General features: G+C 71.3%; 13 protein-coding genes. 1 reads left to right on the top strand and 12 read right to left on the bottom strand.

Translation table 11 applies throughout. The features are described from left to right. Nucleotides 1–150: 150 nt before the first annotated feature. The 8 genes from pyrF to pyrR all read right to left on the bottom strand — a co-directional run bounded on the left by pyrF (nucleotide 151) and on the right by pyrR (nucleotide 10,111). Nucleotides 151–987 (bottom strand): orotidine-5'-phosphate decarboxylase, encoded by an 837-nt coding sequence (gene pyrF, locus MRBLMG1_RS36260; RefSeq protein ID WP_367828419.1) that lies wholly within the window; start codon nucleotides 985–987, stop codon nucleotides 151–153. Then, complete coding sequence (locus MRBLMG1_RS36255; RefSeq protein ID WP_367828418.1) at nucleotides 984–2,093, bottom strand: quinone-dependent dihydroorotate dehydrogenase; 1,110 nt, start codon at nucleotides 2,091–2,093, stop codon at nucleotides 984–986. The genes pyrF and MRBLMG1_RS36255 overlap by 4 nt, the downstream gene beginning before the upstream one ends. A gap of 75 nt (nucleotides 2,094–2,168) precedes the next feature. Continuing rightward, nucleotides 2,169–5,477: a carbamoyl-phosphate synthase large subunit gene (carB, locus tag MRBLMG1_RS36250; RefSeq protein WP_367828417.1), complete on the bottom strand. Its 3,309-nt coding sequence runs from the start codon at nucleotides 5,475–5,477 to the stop codon at nucleotides 2,169–2,171. Beyond that, nucleotides 5,470–6,618 (bottom strand): glutamine-hydrolyzing carbamoyl-phosphate synthase small subunit, encoded by a 1,149-nt coding sequence (gene carA / locus MRBLMG1_RS36245; RefSeq protein ID WP_367828416.1) that lies wholly within the window; start codon nucleotides 6,616–6,618, stop codon nucleotides 5,470–5,472. Before carA ends, carB begins: the two co-directional genes overlap by 8 nt. Further along, on the bottom strand, nucleotides 6,615–7,193 hold the full coding sequence (locus MRBLMG1_RS36240) for a hypothetical protein (protein WP_367828415.1): 579 nt from the start codon (nucleotides 7,191–7,193) through the stop codon (nucleotides 6,615–6,617). Before MRBLMG1_RS36240 ends, carA begins: the two co-directional genes overlap by 4 nt. Next, nucleotides 7,190–8,476, bottom strand: a complete 1,287-nt coding sequence (locus tag MRBLMG1_RS36235) for a dihydroorotase (RefSeq protein WP_367828414.1) — start codon at nucleotides 8,474–8,476, stop codon at nucleotides 7,190–7,192. Before MRBLMG1_RS36235 ends, MRBLMG1_RS36240 begins: the two co-directional genes overlap by 4 nt. A gap of 2 nt (nucleotides 8,477–8,478) precedes the next feature. Further along, nucleotides 8,479–9,459: an aspartate carbamoyltransferase catalytic subunit gene (locus tag MRBLMG1_RS36230; RefSeq protein ID WP_367828413.1), complete on the bottom strand. Its 981-nt coding sequence runs from the start codon at nucleotides 9,457–9,459 to the stop codon at nucleotides 8,479–8,481. A gap of 85 nt (nucleotides 9,460–9,544) precedes the next feature. Further along, complete coding sequence (gene pyrR / locus MRBLMG1_RS36225; protein WP_367828412.1) at nucleotides 9,545–10,111, bottom strand: bifunctional pyr operon transcriptional regulator/uracil phosphoribosyltransferase PyrR; 567 nt, start codon at nucleotides 10,109–10,111, stop codon at nucleotides 9,545–9,547. A 245-nt stretch (nucleotides 10,112–10,356) separates the two neighbouring features. Here pyrR and bldD point away from each other — a divergent pair, with 245 nt between their 5' ends. After that, complete coding sequence (gene bldD / locus MRBLMG1_RS36220) at nucleotides 10,357–10,857, top strand: transcriptional regulator BldD (RefSeq protein ID WP_017242229.1); 501 nt, start codon at nucleotides 10,357–10,359, stop codon at nucleotides 10,855–10,857. Nucleotides 10,858–11,135: 278 nt separating this feature from the next. Here bldD and nusB read toward each other — a convergent pair whose 3' ends face one another. The 4 genes from nusB to MRBLMG1_RS36200 form a co-directional block, all read right to left on the bottom strand. Then, entirely contained in the window at nucleotides 11,136–11,573 is a 438-nt protein-coding gene (gene nusB / locus MRBLMG1_RS36215) for a transcription antitermination factor NusB (RefSeq protein WP_367828411.1), read from the bottom strand. Nucleotides 11,574–11,575: 2 nt separating this feature from the next. Continuing rightward, complete coding sequence (gene efp, locus MRBLMG1_RS36210; protein ID WP_367828410.1) at nucleotides 11,576–12,142, bottom strand: elongation factor P; 567 nt, start codon at nucleotides 12,140–12,142, stop codon at nucleotides 11,576–11,578. A gap of 49 nt (nucleotides 12,143–12,191) precedes the next feature. Continuing rightward, nucleotides 12,192–13,304, bottom strand: coding sequence for an aminopeptidase P family protein (locus MRBLMG1_RS36205; protein ID WP_367828409.1), 1,113 nt, complete (start codon nucleotides 13,302–13,304; stop codon nucleotides 12,192–12,194). A gap of 71 nt (nucleotides 13,305–13,375) precedes the next feature. Continuing rightward, nucleotides 13,376–14,142: AAA family ATPase (locus MRBLMG1_RS36200; protein ID WP_367828408.1), on the bottom strand; the 767-nt coding region annotated here is incomplete at its 5' end.

Below are 14,142 nucleotides of genomic sequence, written 5' to 3'. Positions count from 1 at the left end.
ACCCGGTTTTGAGCCAAGTTTTCGTCAAGTAGTGAGACGGCCCGGCGGGACGGGTCGTCCCACCGGGCCGAAAAGGCTCCCACCTGCGGCTTGACCTGACACCCCGGATCGGATCGCCCGGGAGACCGGGAAGGACCGCCCGCGGACCCGCTAGGCGCCGACCGCCGCCCGGACCTCGTCCGCGTACCGGTGAGCCGAGTCCCGCAGAGCGGCCGCGTCCGGTCCGTGCTTCAGGACTCCGCGGCTGACGTTCGGGACGACGTTGCGGACCGCCGCGCCGAAGACGGCGGGGAGGTCGGCCGGGGTCGCGCCCTGGGCGCCGATGCCGGGGGCGAGCAGCGGCCCGTTGATGTCCAGGTCGAACGAGGACAGGTCGCCGAGCGTGGCGCCGACGACCGCGCCGAAGGAGCCCATGGGCGTCTCCCCCGCGTTCTCCGCGGCCAGGTGGCCCAGCATCGTCGCGCCGATGGTCCGGCCGTCCTCGCGGACCGCCCGCTGGACCTCGGCGCCCTCCGGGTTGGAGGTGAGCGCCAGCACGAAGAGGCCGGCCCCGGACTCGCGGGCCAGGTCGACGGCCGGCTTCAGGGAGCCGTAGCCGAGGTACGGGGAGACCGTGAGCGCGTCGGAGAAGAGCGGGGAGTCCTTGCGCAGGAAGGTCTCGGCGTAGGCGGCCATGGTGGAGCCGATGTCACCGCGCTTGGCGTCCATGACGACCAGGCCGCCCGCGGCGCGCAGATCGGCGACGGCCCGTTCCAGGACCGCGACGCCCCGCGAGCCGAAGCGCTCGAAGAAGGCGGACTGCGGCTTGAAGACCGCCACGGTGTCCGCGAGCGCCTCGACGACCGTGAAGGTGAAGCGCTCCAGACCGGCGATGTCGTCGGTCAGGCCCCAGGAGTCGAGCAGGGCTGCGTGCGGGTCGATGCCGACGCACAGGGGGCCGCGCTCGTCCATGGCGGAGCGCAGGCGGGTACCGAAGGAGAGGGTCACTTGGCGGCCTTTCGGTTGTCGGCGCCGACGGCCTCGGCGAGGGTGGCGTACGGGGAGGCGGCGAGGCGCGCGGCGAGGCCCTTGTGGATCGCGCGGGCGTAGAACGGGCCCTCGTAGATGAAGGCGCTGTAGCCCTGGATCAGGGTGGCGCCGGCGAGGATCCGCTGCCAGGCGTCCTCGGCGTTCTCGATGCCGCCGACGCCCACGAGGACCAGGCGGTCGCCCACGCGCGCGTGGAGGCGGCGCAGGACGGCCAGGGAGCGCTCCTTGACGGGCGCGCCGGAGAGACCGCCGGTCTCCTTGATCAGCTCCGGGTCGGATGTCAGGCCCAGGCCCTCGCGCGCGATGGTGGTGTTGGTGGCGATGATGCCGTCGAGACCGAGCTCCAGGGCGAGGTCGGCGACCGCGTCGACGTCCTCGTCGGCCAGGTCGGGGGCGATCTTGACCAGGAGCGGGACCCGGCGGCCGGTGACCGAGCGGTCGGCGGCCTCCCGTACGGCCGTGAGCAGCGGGCGCAGGGATTCGGTGGCCTGGAGGTTGCGCAGCCCGGGGGTGTTCGGCGAGGAGACGTTCACGACGAGGTAGTCGGCGTGGGCGGCCAGGCGCTCGGTGGACTTCACGTAGTCGGCGGCGGCCTCCGCCTCCGGCACGACCTTGGTCTTGCCGATGTTGACGCCGACGACGGTCTTGAAGACCGGCACGCGCGCGTGGAGGCGCTCGGCGACGGCGGCGGAGCCCTCGTTGTTGAAGCCCATGCGGTTGATCAGGGCGCGGTCCGGGACGAGCCGGAAGAGGCGCTTCTTCGGGTTGCCGGGCTGGGCCTCGCCGGTGACGGTGCCGATCTCGATGTGGTCGAAGCCGAGCATCGACATCCCGTCGATGGCCACGGCGTTCTTGTCGAAGCCGGCGGCGAGGCCGAAGGGGCCGTGCATCCGCAGGCCCAGGGCCTCGGTGCGCAGCTCCTCGTACCGGGGCGCGAGGACGGCGGCGACGAAGGTCCGCAGGACGGGGACGCGGGCGGCCAGGCGGATCCAGCGGAAGGCCAGGTAGTGGGCCTTCTCGGGGTCCATGCGCTTGAAGACGACGGTGAAGAAGAACTTGTACATGCGGGGAGTCCAGGTGTGCTCATGAAGAGGGGGACACCGCGGTGTCTCCGGTGTCCCCCTCGTTCGTACGGGCTGCTAGTCGCGGGCCGCGGTCAGATGCTCCGCGTGTTCCTGGAGCGAGCGGACGCCGACGTCGCCGCGGTTGAGCGCGTCGATGCCCTGGACGGCGGCGGCGAGCGCCTGGACCGTGGTGAGGCACGGGACGCTGCGCGCCACCGCGGCGGTACGGATCTCGTAGCCGTCGAGGCGGCCGCCGGTGCCGTACGGGGTGTTGACGATCAGGTCGACCTGGCCGTCGTGGATCAGCTGGACGATCGTCTTCTCGCCGTTCGGGCCCTCGCCCTCGCTGAGCTTGCGCACGACCGTGGCGTTGATGCCGTTGCGCTTGAGGACCTCGGCGGTGCCGGAGGTGGCGAGCAGCTCGAAGCCGTGGGCGACGAGCTCGCGGGCCGGGAAGATCATCGAGCGCTTGTCGCGGTTGGCGACGGAGATGAACGCGCGGCCCTTGGTGGGCAGCGGGCCGTAGGCGCCGGCCTGCGACTTGGCGTACGCCGTGCCGAAGACCGCGTCGATGCCCATGACCTCGCCGGTGGAGCGCATCTCCGGGCCGAGGACGGTGTCGACGCCGCGCCCGTGGATGTCGCGGAAGCGGCTCCACGGCATCACGGCCTCCTTGACGGAGATCGGCGCGTCGATCGGCAGGGTGCCGCCGTCGCCGGTCTTCGGCAGCAGGCCCTCGGCGCGCAGCTCGGCGACGGTGGCGCCCAGCGAGATGCGGGCGGCGGCCTTCGCGAGCGGCACGGCGGTCGCCTTCGAGGTGAAGGGGACGGTCCGGGAGGCGCGCGGGTTGGCCTCCAGGACGTAGAGGATGTCGCCGGCCATGGCGAACTGGATGTTGATCAGGCCGCGGACGCCGACGCCCTTGGCGATGGCCTCGGTGGAGGCGCGCAGCCGCTTGATGTCGAAGCCGCCGAGGGTGATCGGGGGCAGGGCGCAGGCCGAGTCGCCGGAGTGGATGCCGGCCTCCTCGATGTGCTCCATGACGCCGCCGAGGTAGAGCTCCTGGCCGTCGTAGAGCGCGTCGACGTCGATCTCGATGGCGTCGTCGAGGAAGCGGTCGACGAGGACCGGCCGGGTGGGGCTGATCTCGGTGGACTCGGCGATGTACGACTCGAGGCGGGTCTCGTCGTACACGATCTCCATGCCGCGGCCGCCGAGCACGTACGACGGGCGCACGAGGACGGGGTAGCCGATCTCGTCGGCGATGGCCTTGGCGCCGGCGAAGGTGGTGGCGGTGCCGTGCTTGGGGGCCGGCAGGCCGGCCTCCGCCAGGACCCGGCCGAACGCGCCGCGGTCCTCGGCGGCGTGGATGGCCTCCGGGGAGGTGCCGACGACCGGCACGCCGTTGTCCTTGAGCGCCTGGGACAGACCCAGCGGGGTCTGGCCGCCGAGCTGGACGACGACACCGGCGACGGGGCCGGCCAGCGTCTCGGCGTGGACGATCTCCAGCACGTCCTCGAGCGTCAGCGGCTCGAAGTACAGGCGGTCGGAGGTGTCGTAGTCCGTCGAGACGGTCTCCGGGTTGCAGTTGACCATCACGGTCTCGTAGCCGGCGTCGCTCAGGGCGAAGGAGGCGTGGACGCAGGAGTAGTCGAACTCGATGCCCTGGCCGATGCGGTTCGGGCCGGAGCCCAGGATGATCACGGCGGGCTTGGTGCGCGGCGCGACCTCGCTCTCCTCGTCGTACGAGGAGTAGAAGTACGGGGTCTTGGCGGCGAACTCGGCGGCGCAGGTGTCGACCGTCTTGTAGACCGGGCGGACGCCGAGGGCGTGCCGGACCTCGCGGACGACGTCCTCGCGCAGGCCGCGGATCTCGGCGATCTGGGCGTCGGAGAAGCCGTGGCGCTTGGCCTCGGCGAGGATCTCCGGCTCGAGCTTCTCGGCGGCGGCCAGCTCGTCGGCGATCTCCTTGATCAGGAAGAGCTGGTCGACGAACCACGGGTCGATCTTCGTGGCGTCGAAGACCTCCTGCGCGGTGGCGCCGGCGCGGATGGCCTGCATGACGGTGTTGATGCGGCCGTCGGTCGGGCGGACCGCGTCGCGCAGCAGCTCGTGCTTGTCGCCGGGCTCGCCGACGAAGGTGAACTGCGAGCCCTTCTTCTCCAGGGAGCGCAGGGCCTTCTGGAGGGCCTCGGTGAAGTTGCGGCCGATGGCCATGGCCTCGCCGACCGACTTCATGGTCGTGGTGAGGGTGGAGTCGGCCTGCGGGAACTTCTCGAAGGCGAACCGGGGGGCCTTGACGACGACGTAGTCGAGCGTGGGCTCGAAGGACGCCGGGGTCTTCTCCGTGATGTCGTTCGGGATCTCGTCCAGCGTGTAGCCGACGGCGAGACGGGCCGCGATCTTGGCGATCGGGAAGCCGGTCGCCTTGGAGGCGAGCGCGGAGGAGCGGGAGACGCGCGGGTTCATCTCGATGACGATGATCCGGCCGTCGACCGGGTCGATCGCGAACTGGATGTTGCAGCCGCCGGTGTCGACGCCGACCTCGCGGATGATCGCGATGCCGATGTCGCGCAGCCGCTGGTACTCGCGGTCGGTGAGCGTCATCGCCGGGGCGACGGTGATCGAGTCTCCGGTGTGGACGCCCATCGGGTCGAAGTTCTCGATGGAGCAGACGACCACGACGTTGTCGTTCTTGTCGCGCATCAGCTCGAGCTCGTACTCCTTCCAGCCGAGGATGGACTCCTCCAGGAGCACCTCGGTGGTCGGGGAGAGCGTGAGGCCCTGGCCGGCGATGCGGCGCAGCTCCTCCTCGTCGTGGGCGAAGCCGGAGCCGGCGCCGCCCATGGTGAAGGAGGGGCGGACGACGACGGGGTAGCCGCCGAGGGTGTCGACGCCCTTGATGACGTCGTCCATGGAGTGGCAGATGACCGAGCGGGCGGACTCGCCGTAGCCGATCTTGGCCTTGACGGCCTCGACGACGCCCTTGAAGAGGTCGCGGTCCTCGCCCTTGTTGATGGCCTCGACGTTGGCTCCGATGAGCTCGACGCCGTACTTCTCCAGGACGCCCTGCTCGTGCATGGAGATCGCGGTGTTCAGCGCGGTCTGGCCGCCCAGGGTGGGGAGGAGGGCGTCGGGGCGCTCCTTGGCGATGATCTTCTCGACGAACTCGGGGGTGATCGGCTCGACGTAGGTGGCGTCGGCGATCTCCGGGTCGGTCATGATCGTGGCCGGGTTGGAGTTGACCAGGATCACCCGCAGGCCCTCGGCCTTGAGGATGCGGCACGCCTGGGTGCCGGAGTAGTCGAACTCTGCGGCCTGTCCGATGACGATCGGGCCGGAGCCGATGACCAGGACGGACTGGATATCGGTGCGCTTAGGCACGCTCGGCCTCCATCAGGGATACGAAGCGGTCGAAGAGGTACGCGGCGTCGTGCGGGCCGGCGGCCGCCTCGGGGTGGTACTGGACGGAGAAGGCCGGCTGGTCGAGCAGCTGGAGGCCTTCCACGACGTCGTCGTTCAGGCAGACGTGGGAGACCTCGGCGCGCCCGAAGGGGGTGTCGGACACCTTGTCGAGGGGCGCGTCGACGGCGAAGCCGTGGTTGTGCGCGGTGACCTCGACCTTGCCGGTGGTGCGGTCCTGCACCGGCTGGTTGATGCCGCGGTGGCCGTACTTCAGCTTGTACGTGCCGAAGCCGAGGGCGCGGCCGAGGATCTGGTTGCCGAAGCAGATGCCGAAGAGCGGGGTCCTGCGCTCCAGGACGGCGCGCATGACGGCGACGGGACCGTCGGCCGTGGCCGGGTCGCCGGGGCCGTTGGAGAAGAAGACGCCGTCCGGGTTCACCGCGTAGATGTCCTCCGCGGTGGCGGTGGCGGGCAGCACGTGGACCTCGATGCCGCGCTCGGCCATCCGGTGCGGGGTCATGCCCTTGATGCCGAGGTCGACGGCGGCGACGGTGAACTTCTTCGTGCCGATCGCGGGGACGACGTACGTCTCCTTGGTGGCGACCTCGGCGGAGAGGTTCGCGCCCTTCATCTGGGGCTGCTCCTGCACCTTGGCGAGGAGGGCCTCGTCGCGGACGCCGGTCCAGGCGTCGCCGGAGAAGATGCCGACGCGCATGGCGCCGCGCTCGCGCAGGTGGCGGGTGAGGGCGCGGGTGTCGATGCCGGAGATGCCGACGACGCCCTGGCGCTCCAGCTCCTCGTCCAGCGAGCGCTGGGCGCGCCAGTTGGAGGAGACACGGGCGGGGTCGCGGACGACGTAGCCGGAGACCCAGATGCGGCCGGACTCGGGGTCCTCGTCGTTGACGCCGGTGTTGCCGACGTGCGGGGCGGTCATGACGACGACCTGCCGGTGGTACGACGGGTCGGTGAGGGTCTCCTGGTAGCCGGTCATGCCGGTGGAGAACACGGCCTCGCCGAAGGTCTCCCCCACGGCCCCGTAGGCGCGGCCGCGGAAGATGCGGCCGTCCTCCAGGACGAGTACGGCGGGAGTCTTGGCGGCTCCCCTTGTGGAGGTCGTCATCGTGCGATGCCTTCCGTCGTGATGGTGTGGTTCATGGAGTTGACGGCCTCGACCCAGGCGGCGTGCTCGGCCGCCCGGTCGGAGCGGAAGCCGGAGTCGAGCAGCTTCTCGCCGTGGGCCCAGGTGACGATCAGCAGGCCGCCCTCGGCGAGGACCTTGCCCGCGATGCCCTTGTCGAGGCGGGCCTCGCGCAGGGCGTCGGCCGGGACGAAGAAGTCGTTCGCCCCGGGGCGTACGACCTCGATCCCGGCGTCGGTGAGCGTGAGCTCGACCCGGCTGCGGGTGCCGAGGCCGTGGGCGACGATCCGGTCGAGCCACTGCCCGGCGGTCGTGGACCCGTGGTAGCGCCCGCTGAGGGTCAGTCTCGCCGCACCGGGCTCCTGCGGCGCGGTGGGCAGCTCGGGGAGGTCCGACTGGAGGCTGCCGCGCCACTTCCATCCCTGGCGCATCAGCCAGTAGACGAAGGCGACGAAGAGCAGCAGTCCGGCGACCCAGCCGATCCTGCCGGCCCAGTCGGTCACCTCCGCCGACTTCTGATCGGCTGCCTGTGCGGCGATTGTGATGAGTGGTGTCACGCCAGCTTCCCGTCCACGACCGTTGCCCGGCCCCGCAGGAAGGTGTGGGTGACGCGTCCCGGCAGCTCACGACCCTCGTAGGGGGTGTTGCGGCTGCGGGAGGCGAAGTCCGCGGGGTCCACGACACCACGGTAAGCCGGATCGACCAGCGTCAGGTTCGCGGGCTCACCAGCCGAGACGGGTCGTCCGTGGCCGGAGGCCCGTCCGATGCGGGCGGGGGCGAAGGACATGCGGTCGGCGACGCCGGCCCAGTCGAGGAGGCCGGTCTCGACCATCGTCTGCTGGACGACGGAGAGCGCGGTCTCCAGGCCGACCATGCCCATGGCGGCCGCGGCCCACTCGCAGTCCTTGTCCTCGTGCGGGTGCGGGGCGTGGTCGGTGGCGACGATGTCGATCGTGCCGTCGGCCAGCGCCTCGCGGAGGGCGAGGACGTCCTTCTCGGTGCGCAGCGGCGGGTTGACCTTGTAGACGGGGTTGTACGAGCGGACCAGCTCGTCCGTGAGGAGGAGGTGGTGCGGGGTGACCTCGGCGGTGACGTCGATGCCGCGGGACTTGGCCCAGCGGACGATCTCGACGGAGCCGGCGGTGGAGAGGTGGCAGATGTGGACGCGGGAGCCGACGTGCTCGGCGAGGAGGACGTCGCGGGCGATGATCGACTCCTCGGCGACGGCGGGCCAGCCGCCGAGTCCGAGTTCGGCGGAGACGATGCCCTCGTTCATCTGGGCGCCCTCGGTGAGGCGGGGCTCCTGGGCGTGCTGGGCGACGACGCCGTCGAAGGCCTTCACGTACTCCAGGGCGCGGCGCATGATCACGGCGTCGTCGACGCACTTGCCGTCGTCGGAGAAGACGGTGACGCCGGCGGCGGAGTCGTGCATGGCGCCGAGCTCGGCGAGCTTCTTGCCTTCGAGGCCGACGGTGACGGCGCCGATGGGCTGCACGTCGCAGTAGCCGGACTCCTTGCCGAGCCGGTAGACCTGCTCGACGACGCCGGCGGTGTCGGCGACCGGGTGGGTGTTGGCCATGGCGAAGACGGCGGTGTAGCCGCCGGAGGCGGCGGCGCGGGTGCCGGTGAGGACGGTCTCGGAGTCCTCTCGGCCGGGCTCGCGCAGGTGGGTGTGGAGGTCGACCAGGCCGGGCAGCAGGATCCGGCCGTCGGCCTCGATCACGGTCGCGCCCTCGGCGGACAGCCCGGTGCCGACCTCGGCGATGGTCTCGCCGTCGACGAGGACGTCCTGGATGTCGCCGCCGAGGACCTTCGCACCGCGGATAAGGATCTTGCTCATGGTTACTTGCTCTCCTCGGTACGGGTGTGGCTGACGGCGGACTCGTTGCCGCCCAGAAGCAGGTAGAGGACGGCCATCCGGACGGAGACGCCGTTGGCGACCTGCTCGACGACCGTGCAGCGGTCGGAGTCGGCGACCTCGGCGGTGATCTCCATGCCGCGGACCATCGGGCCGGGGTGCATGACGATGGCGTGCTCGGGCATCTTCGCCATCCGCTCGCCGTCGAGCCCGTAGCGGCGGGAGTACTCGCGCTCGGTCGGGAAGAAGGCGGCGTTCATCCGCTCGCGCTGCACACGGAGCATCATCACCGCGTCGGACTTCGGCAGCACGCTGTCGAGGTCGTACGAGACCTCGCAGGGCCAGGTCCCGACGCCGACCGGGACCAGGGTGGGCGGGGCCACCAGGGTGACCTCGGCGCCGAGGGTGTGCAGCAGGTCGACGTTGGAGCGGGCGACCCGGCTGTGCAGGACGTCGCCCACGAGGGTGATGCGCTTGCCGTCGAGGCCCTGGCCGAGACCGGCGTCGCGGCCGACGAGGCGCCGACGCATGGTGAAGGCGTCGAGCAGGGCCTGGGTGGGGTGCTGGTGGGTGCCGTCGCCGGCGTTGATGACGGGGGCGTCGATCCAGCCGGAGGTGGCGAGGCGGTACGGGGCCCCGGAGGCGCCGTGCCGGATGACGACGGCGTCGACGCCCATGGCCTCCAGGGTCTGCGCGGTGTCCTTGAGGGACTCGCCCTTGGAGACGCTGGAGCCCTTGGCCGCGAAGTTGATCACGTCGGCGGAGAGGCGCTTCTCGGCCGCCTCGAAGGAGATCCGGGTGCGGGTGGAGTCCTCGAAGAACAGGTTGCAGATGGTCCGGCCGCGCAGGGTCGGCAGCTTCTTGATGGGCCGGTCGGCCACCCGGGCCATCTCCTCGGCGGTGTCGAGGATCTGAACGGCGTCGTCGCGGGTGAGGTCGGCGGCCGAGATGAGGTGACGCATCATCGGGGTGTCTCTCCGTGGTGGGGAGGTGTGCGGACATGCGGGGGCGCAGGGGTGTGCCCCGGGCCCCGCGGGAAAGCCGGTCCGGCTAGGAGGCGGGCCTGGCGCCGAGCAGCACGGTGTCGCGACCGTCCTCCTCGGCGAGCTGGACCTTGACCGTCTCCCGCAGCGACGTGGGGAGGTTCTTGCCGACGTAGTCGGCGCGGATCGGGAGTTCGCGGTGGCCGCGGTCGACGAGGACCGCGAGCTGGACGGCGCGCGGGCGGCCGATGTCGCCGAGGGCGTCGAGGGCGGCGCGGATGGTGCGGCCGGAGAAGAGCACGTCGTCGACGAGGACGACGAGGCGGCCGTCGATGCCGTCACCGGGGATCTCGGTGCGGCCGATGGCGCGGGCGGGCTTCAGCCGGAGGTCGTCCCGGTACATGGTGATGTCGAGGGAGCCGACCGGGACCTTCGTGCCGGTGATCGACTCGAGCTTCTCGGCCAGCCGGCGGGCGAGGAAGACGCCGCGGGTGGGAATGCCGAGGAGGACCACGTCGTCGGCGCCCTTGGCGCGCTCGACGATCTCGTGGGCGATGCGGGTGAGGACCCGCGCGATGTCGGGGGCCTCGAGGACGGGCCGGGCGTCATCGCCGTACTGCTGCTGAGTGTCCATGAAAAATCGGACCTCCTTCTCCGCCTCACGGGACGGTTCTTAAAGGACGTCGGAATTGCGCCGTTCACTTTACCAGGGGTGGACGGGTGTGCGAGGCACCCCCGGGCGCCACTCCGTGCGCCGTCCCCCGGGAGGAGGCGGTACGGACCATTCGGCTTGACGGGAAAGAGTAACGCTGCGTAACCTCACAGTGAGTTACCAGCCGCGCGGCGCAGCCGCATGTCGTCACAGCGTCCGGGAGCGTTATGTCCAGCGAATACGCAAAGCAGCTCGGGGCCAAACTCCGCGCCATCCGCACCCAGCAGGGTCTGTCCCTCCACGGAGTGGAGGAGAAGTCCCAGGGCCGCTGGAAGGCCGTGGTGGTCGGCTCGTACGAGCGTGGTGACCGTGCGGTGACCGTGCAGCGTCTTGCCGAGCTGGCCGATTTCTACGGAGTGCCGGTGCAGGAGCTCCTGCCGGGCACGACCCCCGGCGGGGCGGCCGAGCCGCCGCCGAAGCTGGTCCTCGACCTGGAGCGCCTGGCGCACGTCCCCCAGGAGAAGGCCGGCCCGCTGCAGCGCTACGCGGCGACGATCCAGTCGCAGCGCGGCGACTACAACGGCAAGGTGCTGTCGATCCGCCAGGACGACCTGCGCACGCTCGCCGTCATCTACGACCAGTCCCCCTCGGTCCTCACCGAGCAGCTGATCAGCTGGGGCGTGCTCGACGCCGACGCGCGCCGCGCGGTCGCCCACGAGGACAACTGAACCCTTACGAGGGCGTAGCAGAAACGTACCGCCGGGCCCGTGGACGTCATCCGACGTCCACGGGCCCTCGGCGTTTCCCCGGCCGTGCGCGAAGCCCCGGGAGAGCCCTGAACGGGCCGCACGAGCGCCGGGAGGGCCCGCGTAGCCGTACGGTCCCGCAAGGCCGCGTACACGGCCCGCACGGCCCACGAGGGGGCCCGTACCGCCCGGGGAACGCCTGAGGGGCCCGCAGCACGTGTGCTGCGGGCCCCTCAGGCGTGGGTGACCGTCCTGCGGACTCAGTCGTCCGCGTCCCGGCGCAGCCGCGGCTTCAGGTCCTTGAAGCGCCCCAGCAGGCCGTTGACGAAGGTCGGGGACTCGTCGGTGGAGAACTCCTTGGCGAGCTGAACCGCCTCGTCGATCGCGACCGCGTCCGGAGTGCCGTCCTCCCAGATCACCTCGTACGCACCGAGGCGCACGATGTTCCGGTCGGCGACGGGCATCCGGTCGAGGTCCCAGTCCACCGCGTAGGTCGCGATGAGCTCGTCGATCCGCGCCACATGGGCCGCGTACCCCTCGACCAGCTGCATGGTGAAGTCGCTGACCGGCGGCTGGCGGTCGTCCGACCGCGCGTGCCGGATCTGGTCCGCGAGGACCTCCTGGACGGAGGCGTCGCGCTGGTCGGCCTCGAAGAGGATCTGGAAGGCCCGCTTGCGGGCCTTGCTCCGAGCGGCCACGGTTAGCTGTTCACCCGGCCGAGGTAGTCGCTGGTGCGCGTGTCGACCTTGATCTTCTCACCGGTGGTGATGAAGAGCGGGACCTGGATCTCGTGGTCGGTCTCCAGCGTGGCGGGCTTGGTGCCGCCGGTGGAGCGGTCGCCCTGGACACCCGGGTCGGTGTGCTTGACCGTCAGCACGACGGCGGCCGGGAGCTCGACGTAGAGCACCTCGCCCTCGTGCTGCGCGACGGAGGCGCTGAAGCCCTCGATGAGGAAGTTGGCGGCGTCGCCGACCGACTTGCGGTCGACGTGCAGCTGGTCGTAGGTCTCCTCGTCCATGAAGACGAAGTAGTCGCCGTCCATGTAGGAGAACTGCATGTCGCGGCGGTCGATGGTGGCCGTCTCGACCTTGACGCCCGCGTTGAAGGTCTTGTCGACGACCTTGCCGGACAGCACGTTCTTGAGCTTGGTGCGCACGAAGGCCGGGCCCTTGCCGGGCTTGACGTGCTGGAACTCGACGACGGACCAGAGCTGGCCGCCTTCGAGCTTGAGCACCATGCCGTTCTTGAGGTCGTTCGTGGAAGCCACGGTTGCGGAATCTCCTGGACTGACGTGGGACCTGGGAGGCGTACGCGCCTTACAGCGCGAGCAGCTCCTTGGTCGTGATGGTGAGTAGCTCGGGTCCGCCGTCCGCCTCCTGGCGCACGACGAGCGTGTCATCGATCCGGACCCCGCCCCGGCCCGGGAGGTGGACCCCCGGTTCGACGGTGACCGGCACACAAGCGTCCAGTTTACCCATGGCCGAGGGTGAGAGCTGCGGGTCCTCGTCGATTTCGAGTCCCACGCCGTGCCCGGTGAGCGGCACGGCGGCCTCCGCGTGGCCCGCCGAGTCCAGGATCTGCCGGGCCGCCCGGTCCACGTCCCGGTACTCGGCGCCGGGTGCGAGGGACTCCCGTCCGGCGCGCTGAGCGGCGAAGACGAGCTCGTACAGCTCGATCTGCCAGTCGGCGGGGGTGGTGCCGATGACGAAGGTGCGGCCGATCTCGCACCGGTAGCCGCGGTAGTCGGCGCCGAGGCAGACGGAGAGGAAATCACCTTCCTCGACGCGGCGGTCGGTCGGCCGGTGCCCGCGGCGCCCGGAGTGCGGACCGGTGGCCACCGAGGTGGGGAAGGCGGCCCCGTCGGCACCGTGGTCGACGAGCCGGCGCTCCAACTCCAGGGCGAGGTGGCGCTCGGTCCGCCCCACGAGGATCGACTCGAGGAGTTCGCCGAGGGCCTGGTCGGCGATCTCCGCGGCGATCCGGAGGCAGGCGATCTCGTCCTCGTCCTTGACGATCCTGAGCTGTTCGACGGCGCACGCGAGGTCGGAGAGGTGCAGTCCGGGCGCGACGGAGCCCATGGCGCGGTGCCTGGCCACGGTCAGGTCGTGCTCCTCGACGGCGAGCACGTCCGATCCGGCCCGGCGGGCCAGGTCGACGGCCGCGACCGCCGGATCGCCGCCGCCCGCGGGCAGGACCTGCTGTCTCAGCAGCTCGTCGAGCCGTCCGTCGGCCGGTTCGGCGCCGGGTGCGACGGGACAGAGCAGGACGTCCGTGTCCGGCTCCGGGCCGACGAGCAGGACCGCGCCGGGCGGTGAGCCGCCCGCGAGATAGCGGACGTTGGCGGGGCGGGAGACCAGGGCCGCCGGGCTGCCCGCGGCCGCGCACCGGTCGCGCAGCCGTACACGGCGGTCCGCATACACCTCTGACATGCTCCGAGCCTACGAGCACCGCGCCGCGGCGGCCTGTTCTGCGCGGCCGACCGGGCAGACGGCCCGCCGGGTCACCAGGTGGGCGGACTCGCTATCGCACGGGCCAGGACGTCGTCGAGGACGCGGGCGGTGGTCTCGACGTCGTACGTGGAGTTGTCGATGATCGGCAGCCCCGAGCCGTACCAGCCGGCCATCCGGCCGTGGATGGCGGCGACCTCCTCGTCCGAGAGGCGCCGGTTGCCGCTGCGCTCCGCGTTGCGCTCCAGGACGATCTCCAGGCCGGGCAGGAGGACCACCGGGAGCAGGCCGGGGCCGACGTGGCGCTTCCATCCGCCGAGGCCGACGACGGGCCGGTCGGGGAAGACCGCGTCGTCGACGATGCAGGAGATCCCGTTCGCGAGGAAGTTGCGCGCGGCGAAGCCGCAGGTGCGGCGGGCGAGGCGGTACTGCGCCTCGGAGTGGTCGTTCCAGCCCGACTGTGGGTCGGCGAAGCCGGAGCAGACCCACTCGCGGACGTCGTCGAGGCTGATGTGCGCCGTGGGCACCCGGCGGCGCTGCGCCCAGTGCCGCGCGACGGTCGTCTTGCCGGCCCCGGCGGGCCCGATCAGCAGCACCGCGAGCGTGGCCGTGCCGGTCCCGCCGTGCTCGGCGGCCGGCACGGGCGGCGCGCCCACGGGCGGCAGCGGTACGTGCCCGGTCAGGTCCCCCCGCTGCGGCGGCGACCCCGAGTGACGCGGCCACCTGTACGGCCTCGGCCGTGGACATGACCGTGCCCGGCCGCTCGACGTCCCAGCCCTCGGTGGAACGTCCGGAGCGCAGGTCGCGGAAGACGGTGACG

Source organism: Streptomyces sp. LMG1-1-1.1 (assembly GCF_040815545.1).
In the GTDB taxonomy this organism is placed as follows: Bacteria; Actinomycetota; Actinomycetes; order Streptomycetales; family Streptomycetaceae; genus Streptomyces.
The sequence above is the reverse complement of the archived record's forward strand: the minus strand, read 5'-3'. Positions and strand labels throughout refer to the sequence as shown.